This is a genomic window from Candidatus Villigracilis sp., assembly GCF_057083605.1.
On record NZ_JBXMTI010000114.1, the window covers coordinates 75,351 to 89,137 of the forward strand.

At 49.1% G+C, this 13,787-nt stretch carries 14 protein-coding genes; 5 read left to right on the forward strand and 9 right to left on the reverse strand.

The features are described 5' to 3' along the window. Positions 1-204: 204 nt before the first annotated feature. From AC14M5_RS16960 to guaB, 4 genes are all read right to left on the reverse strand, one after another. Complete coding sequence (locus AC14M5_RS16960) at positions 205-573, reverse strand: response regulator (RefSeq protein ID WP_484030879.1); 369 nt, start codon at positions 571-573, stop codon at positions 205-207. Continuing rightward, positions 570-2,573, reverse strand: a complete 2,004-nt coding sequence (locus AC14M5_RS16965; RefSeq protein WP_484030880.1) for a molybdopterin biosynthesis protein — start codon at positions 2,571-2,573, stop codon at positions 570-572. The genes AC14M5_RS16960 and AC14M5_RS16965 overlap by 4 nt, the downstream gene beginning before the upstream one ends. Positions 2,574-2,726: 153 nt before the next feature. Beyond that, positions 2,727-4,058 (reverse strand): aminotransferase family protein, encoded by a 1,332-nt coding sequence (locus tag AC14M5_RS16970; RefSeq protein WP_484030881.1) that lies wholly within the window; start codon positions 4,056-4,058, stop codon positions 2,727-2,729. Positions 4,059-4,125: 67 nt separating this feature from the next. Continuing rightward, on the reverse strand, positions 4,126-5,565 hold the full coding sequence (gene guaB, locus AC14M5_RS16975) for an IMP dehydrogenase (RefSeq protein ID WP_484030882.1): 1,440 nt from the start codon (positions 5,563-5,565) through the stop codon (positions 4,126-4,128). A 178-nt stretch (positions 5,566-5,743) separates the two neighbouring features. On the opposite strand from guaB, the gene AC14M5_RS16980 reads away from it, so the two are divergent. From AC14M5_RS16980 to AC14M5_RS17000, 5 genes are all read left to right on the forward strand, one after another. Further along, a complete protein-coding gene (locus tag AC14M5_RS16980) occupies positions 5,744-7,009 on the forward strand; it encodes an adenylosuccinate synthase (RefSeq protein ID WP_484030883.1) in 1,266 nt (421 codons plus the stop codon). 23 nt (positions 7,010-7,032) lie between these two features. After that, entirely contained in the window at positions 7,033-7,365 is a 333-nt protein-coding gene (locus AC14M5_RS16985) for a DUF433 domain-containing protein (RefSeq protein WP_484030884.1), read from the forward strand. A 3-nt stretch (positions 7,366-7,368) separates the two neighbouring features. Next, a complete protein-coding gene (locus AC14M5_RS16990) occupies positions 7,369-7,722 on the forward strand; it encodes a DUF5615 family PIN-like protein (RefSeq protein WP_484030885.1) in 354 nt (117 codons plus the stop codon). 14 nt (positions 7,723-7,736) lie between these two features. Next, entirely contained in the window at positions 7,737-8,036 is a 300-nt protein-coding gene (locus AC14M5_RS16995; RefSeq protein ID WP_484030886.1) for a BrnT family toxin, read from the forward strand. A gap of 155 nt (positions 8,037-8,191) precedes the next feature. Continuing rightward, complete coding sequence (locus AC14M5_RS17000; RefSeq protein WP_484030887.1) at positions 8,192-8,458, forward strand: GlsB/YeaQ/YmgE family stress response membrane protein; 267 nt, start codon at positions 8,192-8,194, stop codon at positions 8,456-8,458. Between the two features lie 197 nt (positions 8,459-8,655). Here the strand turns inward: AC14M5_RS17000 and AC14M5_RS17005 are convergent, their stop codons facing one another. From AC14M5_RS17005 to AC14M5_RS17025, 5 genes are all read right to left on the reverse strand, one after another. Next, the gene (locus tag AC14M5_RS17005) at positions 8,656-9,795 is read right to left on the reverse strand and encodes a sensor histidine kinase (protein ID WP_484030888.1); all 1,140 of its coding nucleotides are present in this window, start codon (positions 9,793-9,795) and stop codon (positions 8,656-8,658) included. Next, positions 9,792-10,475 carry a response regulator transcription factor gene (locus AC14M5_RS17010; RefSeq protein ID WP_484030889.1) on the reverse strand — a complete coding sequence of 228 codons (684 nt, stop codon included), beginning with the start codon at positions 10,473-10,475 and terminating at the stop codon, positions 9,792-9,794. Before AC14M5_RS17010 ends, AC14M5_RS17005 begins: the two co-directional genes overlap by 4 nt. Positions 10,476-10,612: 137 nt before the next feature. Further along, positions 10,613-11,857 (reverse strand): fumarylacetoacetase, encoded by a 1,245-nt coding sequence (gene fahA, locus AC14M5_RS17015; RefSeq protein ID WP_484030890.1) that lies wholly within the window; start codon positions 11,855-11,857, stop codon positions 10,613-10,615. 161 nt (positions 11,858-12,018) lie between these two features. Next, the gene (locus AC14M5_RS17020; RefSeq protein WP_484030891.1) at positions 12,019-12,864 is read right to left on the reverse strand and encodes a hypothetical protein; all 846 of its coding nucleotides are present in this window, start codon (positions 12,862-12,864) and stop codon (positions 12,019-12,021) included. Between the two features lie 241 nt (positions 12,865-13,105). Then, positions 13,106-13,711 carry a TetR/AcrR family transcriptional regulator gene (locus tag AC14M5_RS17025; protein WP_484030892.1) on the reverse strand — a complete coding sequence of 202 codons (606 nt, stop codon included), beginning with the start codon at positions 13,709-13,711 and terminating at the stop codon, positions 13,106-13,108. Positions 13,712-13,787 lie beyond the last annotated feature (76 nt).

A 13,787-nucleotide genomic window follows, 5' to 3' on the forward strand; every position in this document is an offset into this window, starting at 1 on the left:
TTAAGAAATGAACCGCAAAGATCGCAAAGATCGCGAAGAAATAAGAGTGCGTCGCATCTAGCCGTGATTCCCTGAGCGGAGCGAAGGGTCTCTACTCCTGAAACCAGAGATTCTTCGCTTCGCTCAGAATGACACCGTGTAGGGGGCAACGCACTCTCAACACTTTAGATAAAAAAGCGAACGCTGCTTGCGTCCGCTTTTTGCTTATGTCAATATTCCCGCTTTTTTCAAAGCGCCTTCCAGTGCATCGATTGTGGCTGGTTTTATCAGCATGGCTTGTGCGCCTCCGCGTAAAACATGTTGGCGCGTTTCAGGCTGGTCATCAGATGTGATGACGATAACGGGCACTTTCATCAGACGCGGCTCACGGCGGATATAGGCCAGCACTTCGGTTCCATCCACGCCTGGCATGTTGATATCAAGGCATACAAAGCGCGGGATAAAACTTCCCAACACGGCCATGGCTGGGCTTGAGCCATAAGCAACACGTGCGGGCAAATCCAATAACCCTAACATTTGTTGTAAAGCATCTGCGGTCTGACGGTTATCGTCAATAATTAATCCTTCGGTCATTCATCCTCCAAAATAACTGTGCCCATCACAGACACGTCGTAACCTTTCAGTTGAGATACTGCCTCTCGAAAACGCGAATCAGCTAACAGGTCGAAGAGAGGCGCGAGCAGGTTGTCATCCGCAAATTGTTCTGGTATCACCAGGTCGTAACGTTCTTGAAACAGAGGGATGAAATCGAGATCCAAAGCCTGTGCGGCGGCGGCAATTCCAAGCCCACAATCTGCACGACCCGATGCAACTGCGGTTGCAACACCGAGGTGAGTATACTCTTCCTGAGAATAGCCGACAATGGACTCTGGGGAAATTGTTATCAAATTCAAATGATAATCCAACAAGACTCGCGTGCCCGCCCCACGTTGACGATTGACAAATTGCACGCCTCCACCCTGACCTGTGCCTGCGAGGTCTCCCAAATTTTTGATTCCCTTTGGGTTTCCCTTCTTAACAATCAAGCCCTGATCGCGCTTCACCAACGCAACCACCTTTACAGAAATATTCGGCATGTACTGGCGGATATATGAAATATTATATTCGCCTGTTTGCGTATCAAGCAAATGCGAACCTGCAAGATGCGCCTCACCGCGCCGCAATGCAACCAGCCCGCCCTGCGAACCGACATTAGCCGAAGCGAGCCTGCGATCATGTTCAGCGAGGAATTGAGCAAGCAGGTCTAATGTAAGATCATGTGAGCCGATACAAAAAATTGTTTTTTCAATTTCAGCTTTACTTCGATAAAGACGCACCTGTACTTGCTCGCCCGCATCCATGCCTTGCGTGCCGCTGGGAATCAAGGCAAGTCCATCTGCCTGCACAAGAGATGTGATGACTCCCGCGCCGCGTGATAATGGCGCAGCCAGAAGCTTCCCCCCCACCTTCCCTACGGCCACGCGGACAAAGTCATCATCCCCCGCAGGTGAAACAATTTTGCGCGTGAGCGTTGCGGTTTCAGTAGGAAGTTCGTTCGGTCTGCGCCCAAGCCATTTGGCAATCAGTGACTCGACGAAGATATCAATGGTTAATGCGGCTGATACTGGGTAGCCTGGAACGCCGATAATGGGAATTGACGATTTACGATTTTCGATTAACGATTGACGATTGATTAAGCCCAAGATTACGGGATGGCCCGGGCGGACGGCAACACCGTGAACCAAAAGCGTCCCCAGTTTTTCAACCACCTTTGATGAAAAATCTTCTGCACCTGCGGAGGAGCCTGCATTTAATAGGATCAGGTCATGCGTTTGTGCGGCTTGTTCCACGCGTTCGCAAATCAAATCGAAATCATCTTTTATGATGGGAAATCTTGTCGGTTCACCGCCCATGGACTTAACTTGCGCCGCTAGCACGAGCGAGTTGTATTCGAGAATGTCGCCTGCTTTTAGTTTGGAGCCGATCGGGACAAGTTCCGTGCCCGTTGGTAGGATGGCAACTTTGGGCTTGCGCGCGACGCGAATGGTTTGATGTCCAGAGGCGGCGATGGCTCCCAAATCCACGGAGCGGAGGATGTGACCAGACGGCAAAACAAGTTGAGTAGCAACAATATCCTCCCCCAGCGGGCGGACATGACTCCATGGTGCGACAGCAGCGCGAATGCGAATCGAAGATGGCCCACGCACGGCAGATGTGATCTGTCCGTTTTCATCCAATGACTCAGTATTTTCAATTGGAATAACAGCATTCGCCCATTCGGGTAAAGGATCGCCTGTATCGAGATACTGCGCTTGAACCGCTGAATTACTAATTACTGATAACTGAATCGGTGACGACGGCTGTGCCCCATTCGTATCCTCGGCTCGGATGGCAAACCCATCCATCGCGGAGGCGTGATAATGCGGGGATGAAATCTCTGCCCAAATCGGCTCGGCAGTGACACGACCCAGGGCATTTTCATCCAGAGGAATCGTTTCAACACCAAGTACGCGCCAGAGGTTTGCATCCTGCAATGCTTCTCTGAGTCGCGCTTGGGCTTGCGAGAGGGGAATATCGTGAAGGTAGACAGACATTTGATTTACGACTTTGGATTTACGATTGGTGGTTGAGTAGCCTCACGCACTTTGTGGGGCGTATCGAAACCACCTATTTTAAGAATTCCATACATTGGTGGTTTCGATACAGGCGAGAAAAGCACTCGCCTTACTCAACCACCAGAGTTTTTACTAAATCCCATCCATTGTGGCGCCGAGGCGTTTGATGATCTCATCCACTTCTTCTTCATTGATCGAAAGCGGAGGCGAGAACGCCAATGTATTTCCCAGCGGACGAGTGCGAAGTCCGCGCTCCTGCGCAGCTTTGAAAATTTTCATGGTTGTGGCGACGTCGGCGGTTTTGACTTCCTTATTTGAAACAATTTCCACACCGCAGACCAAGCCAAGTCCACGCACATCACCGACAAAGGGAAATTCTTTGAGGGTTTGCAAGCCTTCCAAAAGGCGTTTGCCTAAGTCACGCGCTCGTTTGGGAAAATTCTCTTTCTCCATGATCTCAAGGTTTTTCAAACCAACCGCACACGCCATTGCATGACCCGAATAAGTATAGCCATGCATATAAGCTTCGCTCTCCGCAGCGGATTCCATCGTCTCACGAATTTCGTCCGAGATTTGCATGCCGCCCAGTTGAGCATATCCGCTGGTAATGGCTTTCGCGAAGGAGAGAATATCGGGCTTTACATTCCAATGTTTGAGCGCGAACCACTCGCCCGTGCGGCCAAAGCCAGTGATGACTTCATCAGCAATGAACAGGATCTCATATTTGTCGCAGATCTGGCGAATGAGTGGGAAATAGTCAGCGGGAGGAACGATCACGCCGCCCACACCCATCACAGGTTCAGCAATGAACGCCGCAACGGTATCCTTTCCCTCGCGCAGAATCGCTTCTTCTAGTTCACGGGCCGCAGCCTGACCGATCGTCTCACCAGCCTTCAACTGGCCCTCATAACGATATGGATTCGGCGCAGGGATGTGAATAAACCCATCCATCGCGGGACCGAACATGGTGTGATATTTTTCCAGGCCCGTTGCAAATGTCGTGGCAAGAGTTATGCCATGATACGAACCTTTACGGGCAATGACTTTGTACTTACCTGGCTTGCCTTTGCGCTTCCAAAAATAGCGCGCGGTCTTGAAAGCAGAATCGTTGGCCTCCGAGCCGCCCGAGGCAAAGAAAGTAGTGTTCAATCCATCGTAGGCAAAACTAGCGAGCTTATCTGCCAATTGAATGGAAGGAAGATTCGTCATGCCTGAAAAATTGGAAGTGAAGGCAAGCTCCTTCATCTGGTCATAAGCGGTTTTGGCGAGTTCTTCACGTCCATAACCCACGTTGACATTCCATAATCCAGCCATGCCATCCAGAATTTTTTGTCCGTCTGTGGTGTAAAGCCAGATACCCTCGCCTCGCTCGATCACCAAAGGGTTGGCGTGTGATTTGGGATGATAGGTTGGGTGAAGCTGTTTTTTATCTTTTTCGATCCATGCTGTGGTGTTTTGTTTCATCGTAATCTCCAGATATGCAATGTATCATTCTTCTACGTTCAACGTTTGAACGTTCAAACGTTGAACGTCACCCTAACACCTCTACATCATGCGGCCCTGACTCCTTCAGCCCCGCCCCCGTCATGCGCACAAAGATCGCTTTTTGTTGAAACTCTTCAATGGAACTTGCGCCGCTATAACTCATACCTGATTGAAGGCCGCCGACTAGTTGAGTCAACACCTCGCGCGCTTTACCGCGATACGGTACAGCTGCTTCCACGCCTTCAGCAACGTAATCTTCGATCTCTTCTTGAGTTAGGTCATTGCCTTCGCGCTTATTGCGGTCAATATTTGCCTCACGTGAAGCCATCCCGCGCGAGGCTTTATAACGATGACCTCGCCGAGTCATCACCAAGCCTGGGCTTTCATCGGTACCTGCAAACAGACTTCCGATCATTACGCTTTGAGCACCTGCCGCAATGGCCTTTGCTACATCCCCAGGTTGGCGAATCCCGCCATCTGCAATGATCGGGATTCCATACGGGCGTGCCGCTTCTGCACATTCGATGATCGCAGAAAGCTGAGGCACTCCTGAACCAGCCACGATGCGCGTGATACAGATCGAGCCGGGCCCTACACCTACTTTCACAGAATCAGCGCCTGCATCAATTAATCGTTTTGTGCCATCACTTGTAGCAACATTCCCACCGATGATCTGCGCCTCTGGAAAATGCTTGCGGATATTTTTTATCATCTCAATTTCCATATGTGAATCGCCATGAGCAATATCCACCACAACGCAATCCGCGCCCGCCTCCAAAGCCGCTTCAACCCGGCGCATTTCCATATCCCGCACACCAACTGCCGCGCCAACTGCCAAACGTCCCTTTGAATCCTTGGTGGCTTTCGGGAATTGAGTGATCTTCATAATATCCTTCAAGGTCACCAAACCCGTAACCTTGTCATTCTTATCCACCAATGGCAGTTTTTCAATACGATGATCATGCAATAGTTTTTCAGCATCCTTCAAACTCGTCTCATGCAAAGCGGAAATAACTTCCTTCGTCATAATCCTGGTTAACAACTTGGCATCATCATCTTCAAATAACAGATCGCGGGTTGTCACAATACCGATCAGTTTTTCATTTTTATCCACGATCAAAATTCCGCCCGTGCCTGTTTCGCTCACTACACGCTTCACATCACCGACAGTATGTGTATCCGTCATCGTGATGGGTTTATCTACAATAAATGACTCGGCCTTCTTGACGCGCTTGATCTGACTCGCCTGTTCGGCAATCGTCATGAAACGATGGATCATGCCAATACCGCCCTCGCGCGCAATCGCGATTGCCATCTCACTCTCGGTCACCACATCCATGTTGGCAGAGACGATTGGTGCATATAAAGCGATCTTCTTCGTCAGCCAGCTCTTTGTTGAAAGCATGCGCCTCGAATCCACATTTGAATATTGAGGCACCAACAGCACATCATCATAAGTCAACGCAGTATCCTGTAAAATCTTCATCGGAACTCCTCTTCGCCAAAATCGAACCGCCCGAATTATAATGCTTGACGATGAGTCTTTTGCCAGATTCGGGAATCGTTATTCGATACTCGGAAATCGGGATTCGGTTTTCCGATTCGCGATACCCAATTCCCGATGTCCAATTCCTAAATTACGAATATCGAATAACGGAGGTCTTATGACAGTTACAGCAGTGATCGGTTCACAATGGGGCGACGAGGGCAAGGGCAAGGTCGTGGATTTTCTCGCGGAACGTGCAGACTATGTGGCACGCTTCAACGGCGGGAATAATGCGGGGCATACCGTGATCAATGAGTTTGGAACATTCAAAATTCACCTGGTGCCTTCGGGGATTTTTGCAAAGAATACAACCGGGCTGATCGGCGGAGGCGTAGTCATTGACCCCAAAGTGCTGATCGATGAAATCGAAATGCTCAACAGGGCTGGCGTTGACATTGATGGCCGGTTATGGGTTTCTCCGCGCTCGCATTTGATCATGCCATATCATAAAATTCTAGATGGGCTTTATGAGGAAGCCAAGGGCGCTGGCGCAACAGGCACAACCCGTCGCGGCATCGGGCCCGTATTTGCAGACAAGGTCAGCTACAACGGCATCCGCTGGACGGATTTTACGAGTGATATGTTCGAACAGCGCTTGCAGATGCAATTGGAGTTGAAGAATAAGATCATCGTAGCGTTGGGCGGTGATGGGTTGAAGTATGAAGCAGTGCGCGATGAGTATCGCGGATATTATCTAAAATTGAAACCGTACATCAAGGAATTATTTTCACTGGTGCAGGATGGTTTGAAAGCAGGTAAGAATTTTTTGCTTGAGCAAGCCATGGGAACATTTCTGGATACAGATTGGGGAACCTACCCATTCGTGACCGCATCCACTACGATCCCATCTGCTGCTTCTGCAGGACTTGGAATCCCGCCAAGATACATTACGAATGTTGTCGGCGTGACCAAGGCCTACACTACAAGAGTCGGCGCTGGGCCCTTGCCCACAGAGATCACAGATACCAGAAGCGATGTGTATGAACAGTTTGGCGAAGTGGCTGCCACCACTGGCCGCATTCGCCGAGTCGGCTGGTTGGATCTGGAAATCGTGAAGACGGCTGTTCAACTCAGCGGCGTGACTGAGTTATGCCTGACCAAGCTGGATGTGTTGAGCAACTTGAAGGAAGTTCAAGTCTGTGTGGGCTATAAGTTGAACGGAGAAACCGTCCGCTATGCGGACGTTGACGCGTATGGACTCGATAAGGTGGAGCTCGTTTATCAAACCATGCCAGGTTGGAAGGAAGACATCAGCAAGGCAAGGTCGTTTGAAGAACTGCCCATCAATGCGCAAAACTATGTGAAGATGATCGAGGATGCCGCAGGAGCCCCTGTCAAGTGGATTGGGGTTGGCCCTGAGAGGGAAGCGACGATTCGGAGATAATGGTCATGGTGTAAAATAAAGCCATGGCTACTACTCTTCAAATCCAACCTATTCCTTTGCCGCTCGTTGTTGACAAAAACGGGGTTGTCAAAGTAGGCGGAACACGTGTAACGCTGGATACAGTGCTAAAAGCCTTCATCAGGGGTGCAACAGCGGAAGAAATTGCCCAGCAATATCCCTCCATATCACTTTCAGATATTTATTCAACAATCAGTTATTACCTGCAAAACCGCAAGGAAGTGGATAAGTATTTGGATAAAAGAAAAAAACAGGCTCAAGCCGTCAAAAGAGAAAACGAAAAACGGCTTGACCCGCATGGCATACGCGAACGGCTGTTGGCTCGAAAAAACAAATAAACCATGCTCATCCTCATCGCTGACGAAAATTTCAATAACGACATTGTACGCGGGATGCTCCGCCGCAAACCAGACCTGGATATTGTGCGTGTTCAAGATATTGGGTTGTCCAATGAGGATGATCGTGTTATTTTGGAGTGGGCGGCGCAGGAAGGCCGCGTACTGGTAACACACGATGTCACTACCATTACCAATTTTGCTTACGAGCGTGTACGGGCTGGAAAGCTCATGCACGGAGTAATAGAAGTGGATGATGATCTGCCTATTGGGCAGGCCATTAATGATATTCTATTGGTGGTGGAATGCAGCGAGCTTGGTGAATGGGAAGGCCAGATCATCTATATCCCATTGCAGTAGGGTACACTTATCACATGCCAAAAATAAAATTTGAATGGGACTCTGCCAAGGCAGAAAAGAATGTCGCCAAATACGATGTCAGTTTCGACGAAGCGGCATCCATATTCAATGATCCGCTTGCGCTTTATTTTGATGACCTTGAACATTCGCAAAAAGAAAAGCGGGAATTTGTGATCGGAAGATCAACTGCTCGCGAAAGGCTGCTGACTTGTTTCATCGTTAGAACTGAAGGCACCGTCCGCATTATCAGCGCGCGAACCTCGACGCACAGGGAGAGGCAAAACTACGACGAGAACGCGGAAGTCGTGGGCTAGACAAAACCACGTTCGTGGGGTGATAGGACAGTAACTTTTTAGCAAACACTCATCTCCTCTCCTAGCTTTCTAATCCCATCTTCATATTGACCCCAGTACACGCGAATTATAATTAAATTGTCTGAACTTTCAATGAATCTCGAATGGAGGTAGAAATGAACATTCTGGTATGGATCATCTTTGGCGCGCTGGCCGGCTGGATCGCAAGCATCATCATGGGCACCAACAAGCAGATGGGAGCGCTCGCTAACATCATTGTCGGAATCATCGGTGCCTTCCTTGGCAGCTACCTCGTGCCGCTGTTGGGCGGGCCCGCTGTCACTGGCTTCAACCTCCCCAGCCTGCTTGTGGCAATCGGTGGCGCCGTGGTTTTGCTCTTCATTGTAGGTCTATTCGGTGGCCGCGGTCGACGTAGGAGATAATAAGGTAATTCGGAATATTCAAGAAAAGAGAGCCGCGCCATAAAATGCGCGGCTCTCTTTTCGTCATTGCGAGGAGGGCCATAGCCCGACAAAGCAATCTCCGATATAGTTTGTATAGCCCAATATTTCAGAGATTGCTTACCCATTCGGGTACGGTGTCGCCGCAGCGAACGCAGCTCGCAATGACGAAGTCTCTTCTACGCCAAAGGCAAAGTAAACACAAAGACACTTCCTTTATTTTCGCCTTCGCTCTCGGCCCAAATTTTTCCACCTTGCGCTTCAACCAGATGTTTTGCAATCGTCAGGCCGATGCCTGAACCACCATGCGCACGCGAGCGGGATTTATCCACTCGGTAGAAGCGGTCGAAGATATGGGCGAGGTGCTCGGGAGGAATGCCAATTCCAGAATCACGTATAGCAATGCGTGCCATACTTTTATCTCGCTCGATTGAAATCTTCACGGTTCCGTCTGCGGGAGTGTAATGCAGGGCATTACCGAGCAGATTGGTCAACACTTGCAGTGTACGATCTTCGTCAGCCAGGGTAAGGACTGGGTGAAGAGGCAGGCTCGAGGTCAGCATGACGCGCTTTTCATCGAATTGAAATTGCATACGCTTGGTCACTGTTGCGATTAGGCGAGCAGAGTCAACGGAGTGAATATCCAAATGAGTTGACTTTGATTCAACGCGGCTAAGTTCCTGCAAGTCGTTCACCAGGTGATTGAGGCGTTCGGCTTCAGCATGGATCTGCTGATATGTTTCATCGGTGGCGGGAAGCACGCCATCCATCAACCCCTCAGCGGAACCTTTGATGGCGGTGAGCGGCGTGCGAAGTTCATGTGCCACATCGCCGATCAATTGGCGGCGCATGGTTTCAACCTGTTCAAGTTTTTCGGCCATTTGATTGAAGCTTATTGCAAGCAAACTTAATTCATCAGTGCTTTGTAATTGCACACGTTCTTCATAATGGCCCTCTGAAATTCTCTGGCTGGCATTTGTCATCACATGCACAGGCGCGATCACACTTCTGCTCAAAATAAAACTTACAACCAACGCCACCAGTGAAGCCGCAATAACAGCGAAGATCAAAGACTCATTAAATGATGCGCGAAAGTTTTGATAAAAATCCATCATCATTCCGCCCTGTTGCCCTGGTCCCTGACCCATCATCATTCCATTTCCAGCACCCCAGCTTTGCTCCATGAATTGTAAATGATGTGCATATGCACGCGGAGTCGTAAAAATTGTGGTCACCCAAATAACCGCCATTCCAATGATGATGACCAAAATGTAAGACACAAAAAGTTTCATGCCCAAGTGTGATTGAATATATTTCATAACGCCTCATCATCAAAACGATAGCCAACACCGCGCACGGTGGCAATGGTATCGGGGTTGCCTAATTTTGTACGCACGTGCCCAAGGTGAACATCCACCACACGCATCTCGCCAAAATACTCTCCGCCCCAAACTTTTTCAAGCAACTGCTCACGTGATAAAACCCGTCCGCGATTTTCAGCCAGCGCGCGCAGAAGATCAAACTCGATGGCTGTCAATTCGATGGGTTGATCATCCACTGTGACTTGACGCGCGCCAATATCGATCCGCACATGACGAAAAGCCAACACGCCTCCCTCGCCACCCATTCCTGCTCCTGTTTGAAGACGCCTCAACGCCGCCTTGACTCTCGCCACCAACTCACGCGGACTAAATGGTTTGGTCACATAATCATCCGCACCAACGGAAAGCCCCACGATCTTATCTGTTTCTTCCGTGCGAGCCGTGAGCATGATGACATAAACATCAGAATCACGGCGTAATTTCGAGAGCAGTTCCAAACCATCCATGCCAGGCAGCATCACATCCAGGATGATCAGGTCTGGCTTGAAAGCGTGCGCCGCTTTGAGACCTGAAGGGCCATCAGTGGCTGTAAACACTTCATAGCCTTCGGGCTTGAGATAAGCCTGCACTAGATTCACAATGGAGGGTTCGTCATCGATCACGAGGATTTTAGTCATGGGTAAATTGTACCTTTTTTAGAATGATAGTCATACGCCGTGAACGGAGAATGAAGCATTTATGAAGATTTGATAAAGATTTAAAATGGACACCATCAACAAAAAGTCCCTGCCCAATAGCAGGGACTTTGGTTTTTCTATTTCGCTGGGAGTATCTTGCCAGTCACTTCGCCAAAGCCAACCCGATATCCATCGCTCTGACAATAGCCCTTCATCACAACCGTATCGCCATCTTGTAAGAACTTTCTCGTTTCACCGTTCGGTAACGTAATCGGTTTTTCGCCGCGCCAGGTCAACTCAAGCATCGAGCCGTAGCTATCTTCCGTTGGGCCGCTGATCGTGCCTGTGCCGCATAGGTCGCCCATCCGCATGTTGCAGCCTGTGACAGTGTGATGCGCGAGCATTTGATCCATACTCCAATACAAGTGTTTCATATTCGAGCGGCTGATGGTTTGCGGCACATCCATGTTTGCGCTTTGTAGAGTCACTTCCAGTTGGATGTCATATCCATTTGTTGAATCAGTTTGCAGATACGGAAGAGGCGTTGGCTCTTGCTTGGGCCCATCCACGCGGAACGGTTCGAGTGCATCCATGGTCACCACCCAGGGTGAGATCGAGGTCGCAAAATTTTTCGCGAGGAATGGTCCCAGCGGTTGATACTCCCACGCCTGAATATCGCGCGCGCTCCAATCGTTGAGCAGCACCATGCCAAATATATGTTCGTGCGCGTTCTTAATTGAAATCGGTTCACCCAGGTTATTGCCCGTGCCGATAAAAACCCCCATCTCCAATTCAAAATCCAACGAACGTGAAGCTACGAATTCAGGGGGCGCGCCCTTTGGAGCCACCTGCCCGCGCGGACGAATCACGTCCGTGCCAGAGACGACTACTGAACTTGCGCGCCCATGATAACCGACGGGCAAATGCAGCCAATTAGGCATCAGCGCATTTTCCTTGCCGCGAAACATAATGCCGACATTTGTGGCATGCTCGCGCGAGGCATAAAAATCCGTGTAATCGCCAATGGCAACGGGCAAATGCATTTGGGCTTCTTCAACTGAAACGAGAGCACGCGATTGCAACGCTTCATTTTCTAACGGAGAGTTGTCATCACTCAACAAGCGAATCAAACTCTGACGCACTTCCCGCCATGTGTCACGCCCTGTGGACATGAAACGATTGAGGGTTATGTTAGAAAAGAATCCATATTGTTTATCAAATAATTTTTCTTCATCAAGAATGGAAAGGTCAACAACCCAATCACCAATCCGTGTACCAATCCTCGGCTGTGGGTTTGAGGCGGTTGAGAACACACCATATGGCAGGTTCTGAATTGGAAAGTCTGATTCTGGATGTACATCGATGAATGATTTGAGAGGCATGTGTTTTCCTGTGCAAATATCTAAAAGGAACTATGTCGTTGCGAGGAGGGTGTTCTTCCCGACGAAGCAATCTCCGATTAAATAGTGGATACCACTCGATGAGATTTTCTTCGCAACAGGAGATTGCTTCGGGCTAACGCCCTCGCAACGACATGACACTTTCACTTCAACAACCCCAACAATCGCAAATCTTCGCGCGGCTCGTCAAAGCTGCAACTACCAAATGAAACAACTTGATGACGTGCTTGCATTATTTCAGAAGTAGCTACGTGTAAATCCTTCCACGCAAAACCTGTTTCATCGAACACAAAGTTCTTCGGCTCTTCATCTTCAAGGATGGATCGAATTTGTTCAACTGATAAATTATTTATCACGGCCAATACGCCTGCGCCAAACACATTGAGAAAACCGTGCATTTTCGCCTGCACGCTTTCATTGTAATGCCGCACTGGATGATGAAGCCCCGCTGTGGCTTTTATTGGAACACCCGCATCTCTTGCGGAAGCAATGGCCCAGGCCACCTGTTCAGTAGACGGAAAGGCATCCGTCGTCACGCCGCCTGTCCGCAGTTTGAAACCAACATGTTTATCTTTGATCTTTCGGAGTGCGCGAATTAGTTTTTCAGCACGTTCCTGCCAGCCTTCACCCCATGGCGCCTCAAAGAAAACTGTCAAGCCGTTTTTATTGAGAACATCTGCCGCCTTATTGACCAAATTATGAGCACTGGGATTGTGACCCAGCGCAGACGAAGGCATTACAACTTCAAACATATCAACCAAGACACGAGCACCATGTAATTCGCGAAACACATTAATGTCTTCAATATCCAGTTTCAGGTTTTCAAGAAATTCATCTGCATCCTTCCCGCTGCGTCCTAAAGCAGAAAAAGCCAACACACCTTCACGTGGAAAAACTTGTTCCGCAAGTTGAGATAATTCAGCCAGCCGTTTCGCAGGGATGATAAAACGCGAGAGCATCCATGCTTCGGCATCTTTCTGATATTTCACAAAATTGCGAATCGCCTCCTCAAGCGGCAAACTCGCAGGCGGGTACAGCCCCGCATAATCAACGATCTGGGATAAAAATATTTTCAGGCTATTCAGCATATAAGATAATTATAGTCTGAAAAATTTCGGTCAACTGGTGGTTTCGGTACGCCTTTCGCTACACCTGCACTGCAACAAACGCAGTGCGGTGCAGTGTCGCTCAAGGCTACTCAACCACCAACTTTGTATAAGACTGTTGAGCTCAAACCAACATGATCTGCTTCAATTGAAATTCCACCAACTCGCGCAGACTCTTTTGCTCCAATACCGTATGGGATATTTGACCTTCGAGCAGCAACATGATAAACCCATGGACAATTCCCCAGGCTGACAATGCCGCCAAGTCTGACGGTCCGCTTCTCAATACCCCCGATGCCTGATTCGCTTCAACGATCTTTTTCACCAACTGAAAATTTCTCTGTGACTCCACCACGAACTCAGGATATTCCTTTTCTTTTTCCAACACCCCCGAAAACATGACCTTGAATCTGTCAGGATCATCCATCGCAAATTGGACATATGCCCACGCAGCTTCAACCAATTGCCTGGATGGTTGCTCTTTGTATTGTTCGACCACCGCGCTCACCCGCTCATGCAGTTGACGAAAGCCTTCGGTTGAGATCGCTGCGATCAAAGCCTGCTTATCCACGAAATGCGAATATGGTGCAGTATGGCTCACCCCTGCCTTCATCGCGACCTTGCGTAGGGACAATCCACTCACGCCATCTTTCGCAAGAATCTCAACTCCTGCTTTGATAAGAGCATTCTTCAAGTCACCATGATGGTAGGTTTTCTTCTTATTAGGCATTTTCTTATTTCCGTGTCACTCTAAGCGGCAGCGAAGAGTCTCCTTCACTTTATACGAGAGACCCTTACCCATTCGG

Bases quoted from the DNA above. Each gene is read 5' to 3' on its own strand.
- AC14M5_RS16960 (WP_484030879.1), bottom strand. From the start codon at position 573: ATGACCGAAGGATTAATTATTGACGATAACCGTCAGACCGCAGATGCT.
- AC14M5_RS16965 (WP_484030880.1), bottom strand. From the start codon at position 2,573: ATGTCTGTCTACCTTCACGATATTCCCCTCTCGCAAGCCCAAGCGCGA.
- AC14M5_RS16970 (WP_484030881.1), bottom strand. From the start codon at position 4,058: ATGAAACAAAACACCACAGCATGGATCGAAAAAGATAAAAAACAGCTT.
- guaB (WP_484030882.1), bottom strand. From the start codon at position 5,565: ATGAAGATTTTACAGGATACTGCGTTGACTTATGATGATGTGCTGTTG.
- AC14M5_RS16980 (WP_484030883.1), top strand. From the start codon at position 5,744: ATGACAGTTACAGCAGTGATCGGTTCACAATGGGGCGACGAGGGCAAG.
- AC14M5_RS16985 (WP_484030884.1), top strand. From the start codon at position 7,033: ATGGCTACTACTCTTCAAATCCAACCTATTCCTTTGCCGCTCGTTGTT.
- AC14M5_RS16990 (WP_484030885.1), top strand. From the start codon at position 7,369: ATGCTCATCCTCATCGCTGACGAAAATTTCAATAACGACATTGTACGC.
- AC14M5_RS16995 (WP_484030886.1), top strand. From the start codon at position 7,737: ATGCCAAAAATAAAATTTGAATGGGACTCTGCCAAGGCAGAAAAGAAT.
- AC14M5_RS17000 (WP_484030887.1), top strand. From the start codon at position 8,192: ATGAACATTCTGGTATGGATCATCTTTGGCGCGCTGGCCGGCTGGATC.
- AC14M5_RS17005 (WP_484030888.1), bottom strand. From the start codon at position 9,795: ATGAAATATATTCAATCACACTTGGGCATGAAACTTTTTGTGTCTTAC.
- AC14M5_RS17010 (WP_484030889.1), bottom strand. From the start codon at position 10,475: ATGACTAAAATCCTCGTGATCGATGACGAACCCTCCATTGTGAATCTA.
- fahA (WP_484030890.1), bottom strand. From the start codon at position 11,857: ATGCCTCTCAAATCATTCATCGATGTACATCCAGAATCAGACTTTCCA.
- AC14M5_RS17025 (WP_484030892.1), bottom strand. From the start codon at position 13,711: ATGCCTAATAAGAAGAAAACCTACCATCATGGTGACTTGAAGAATGCT.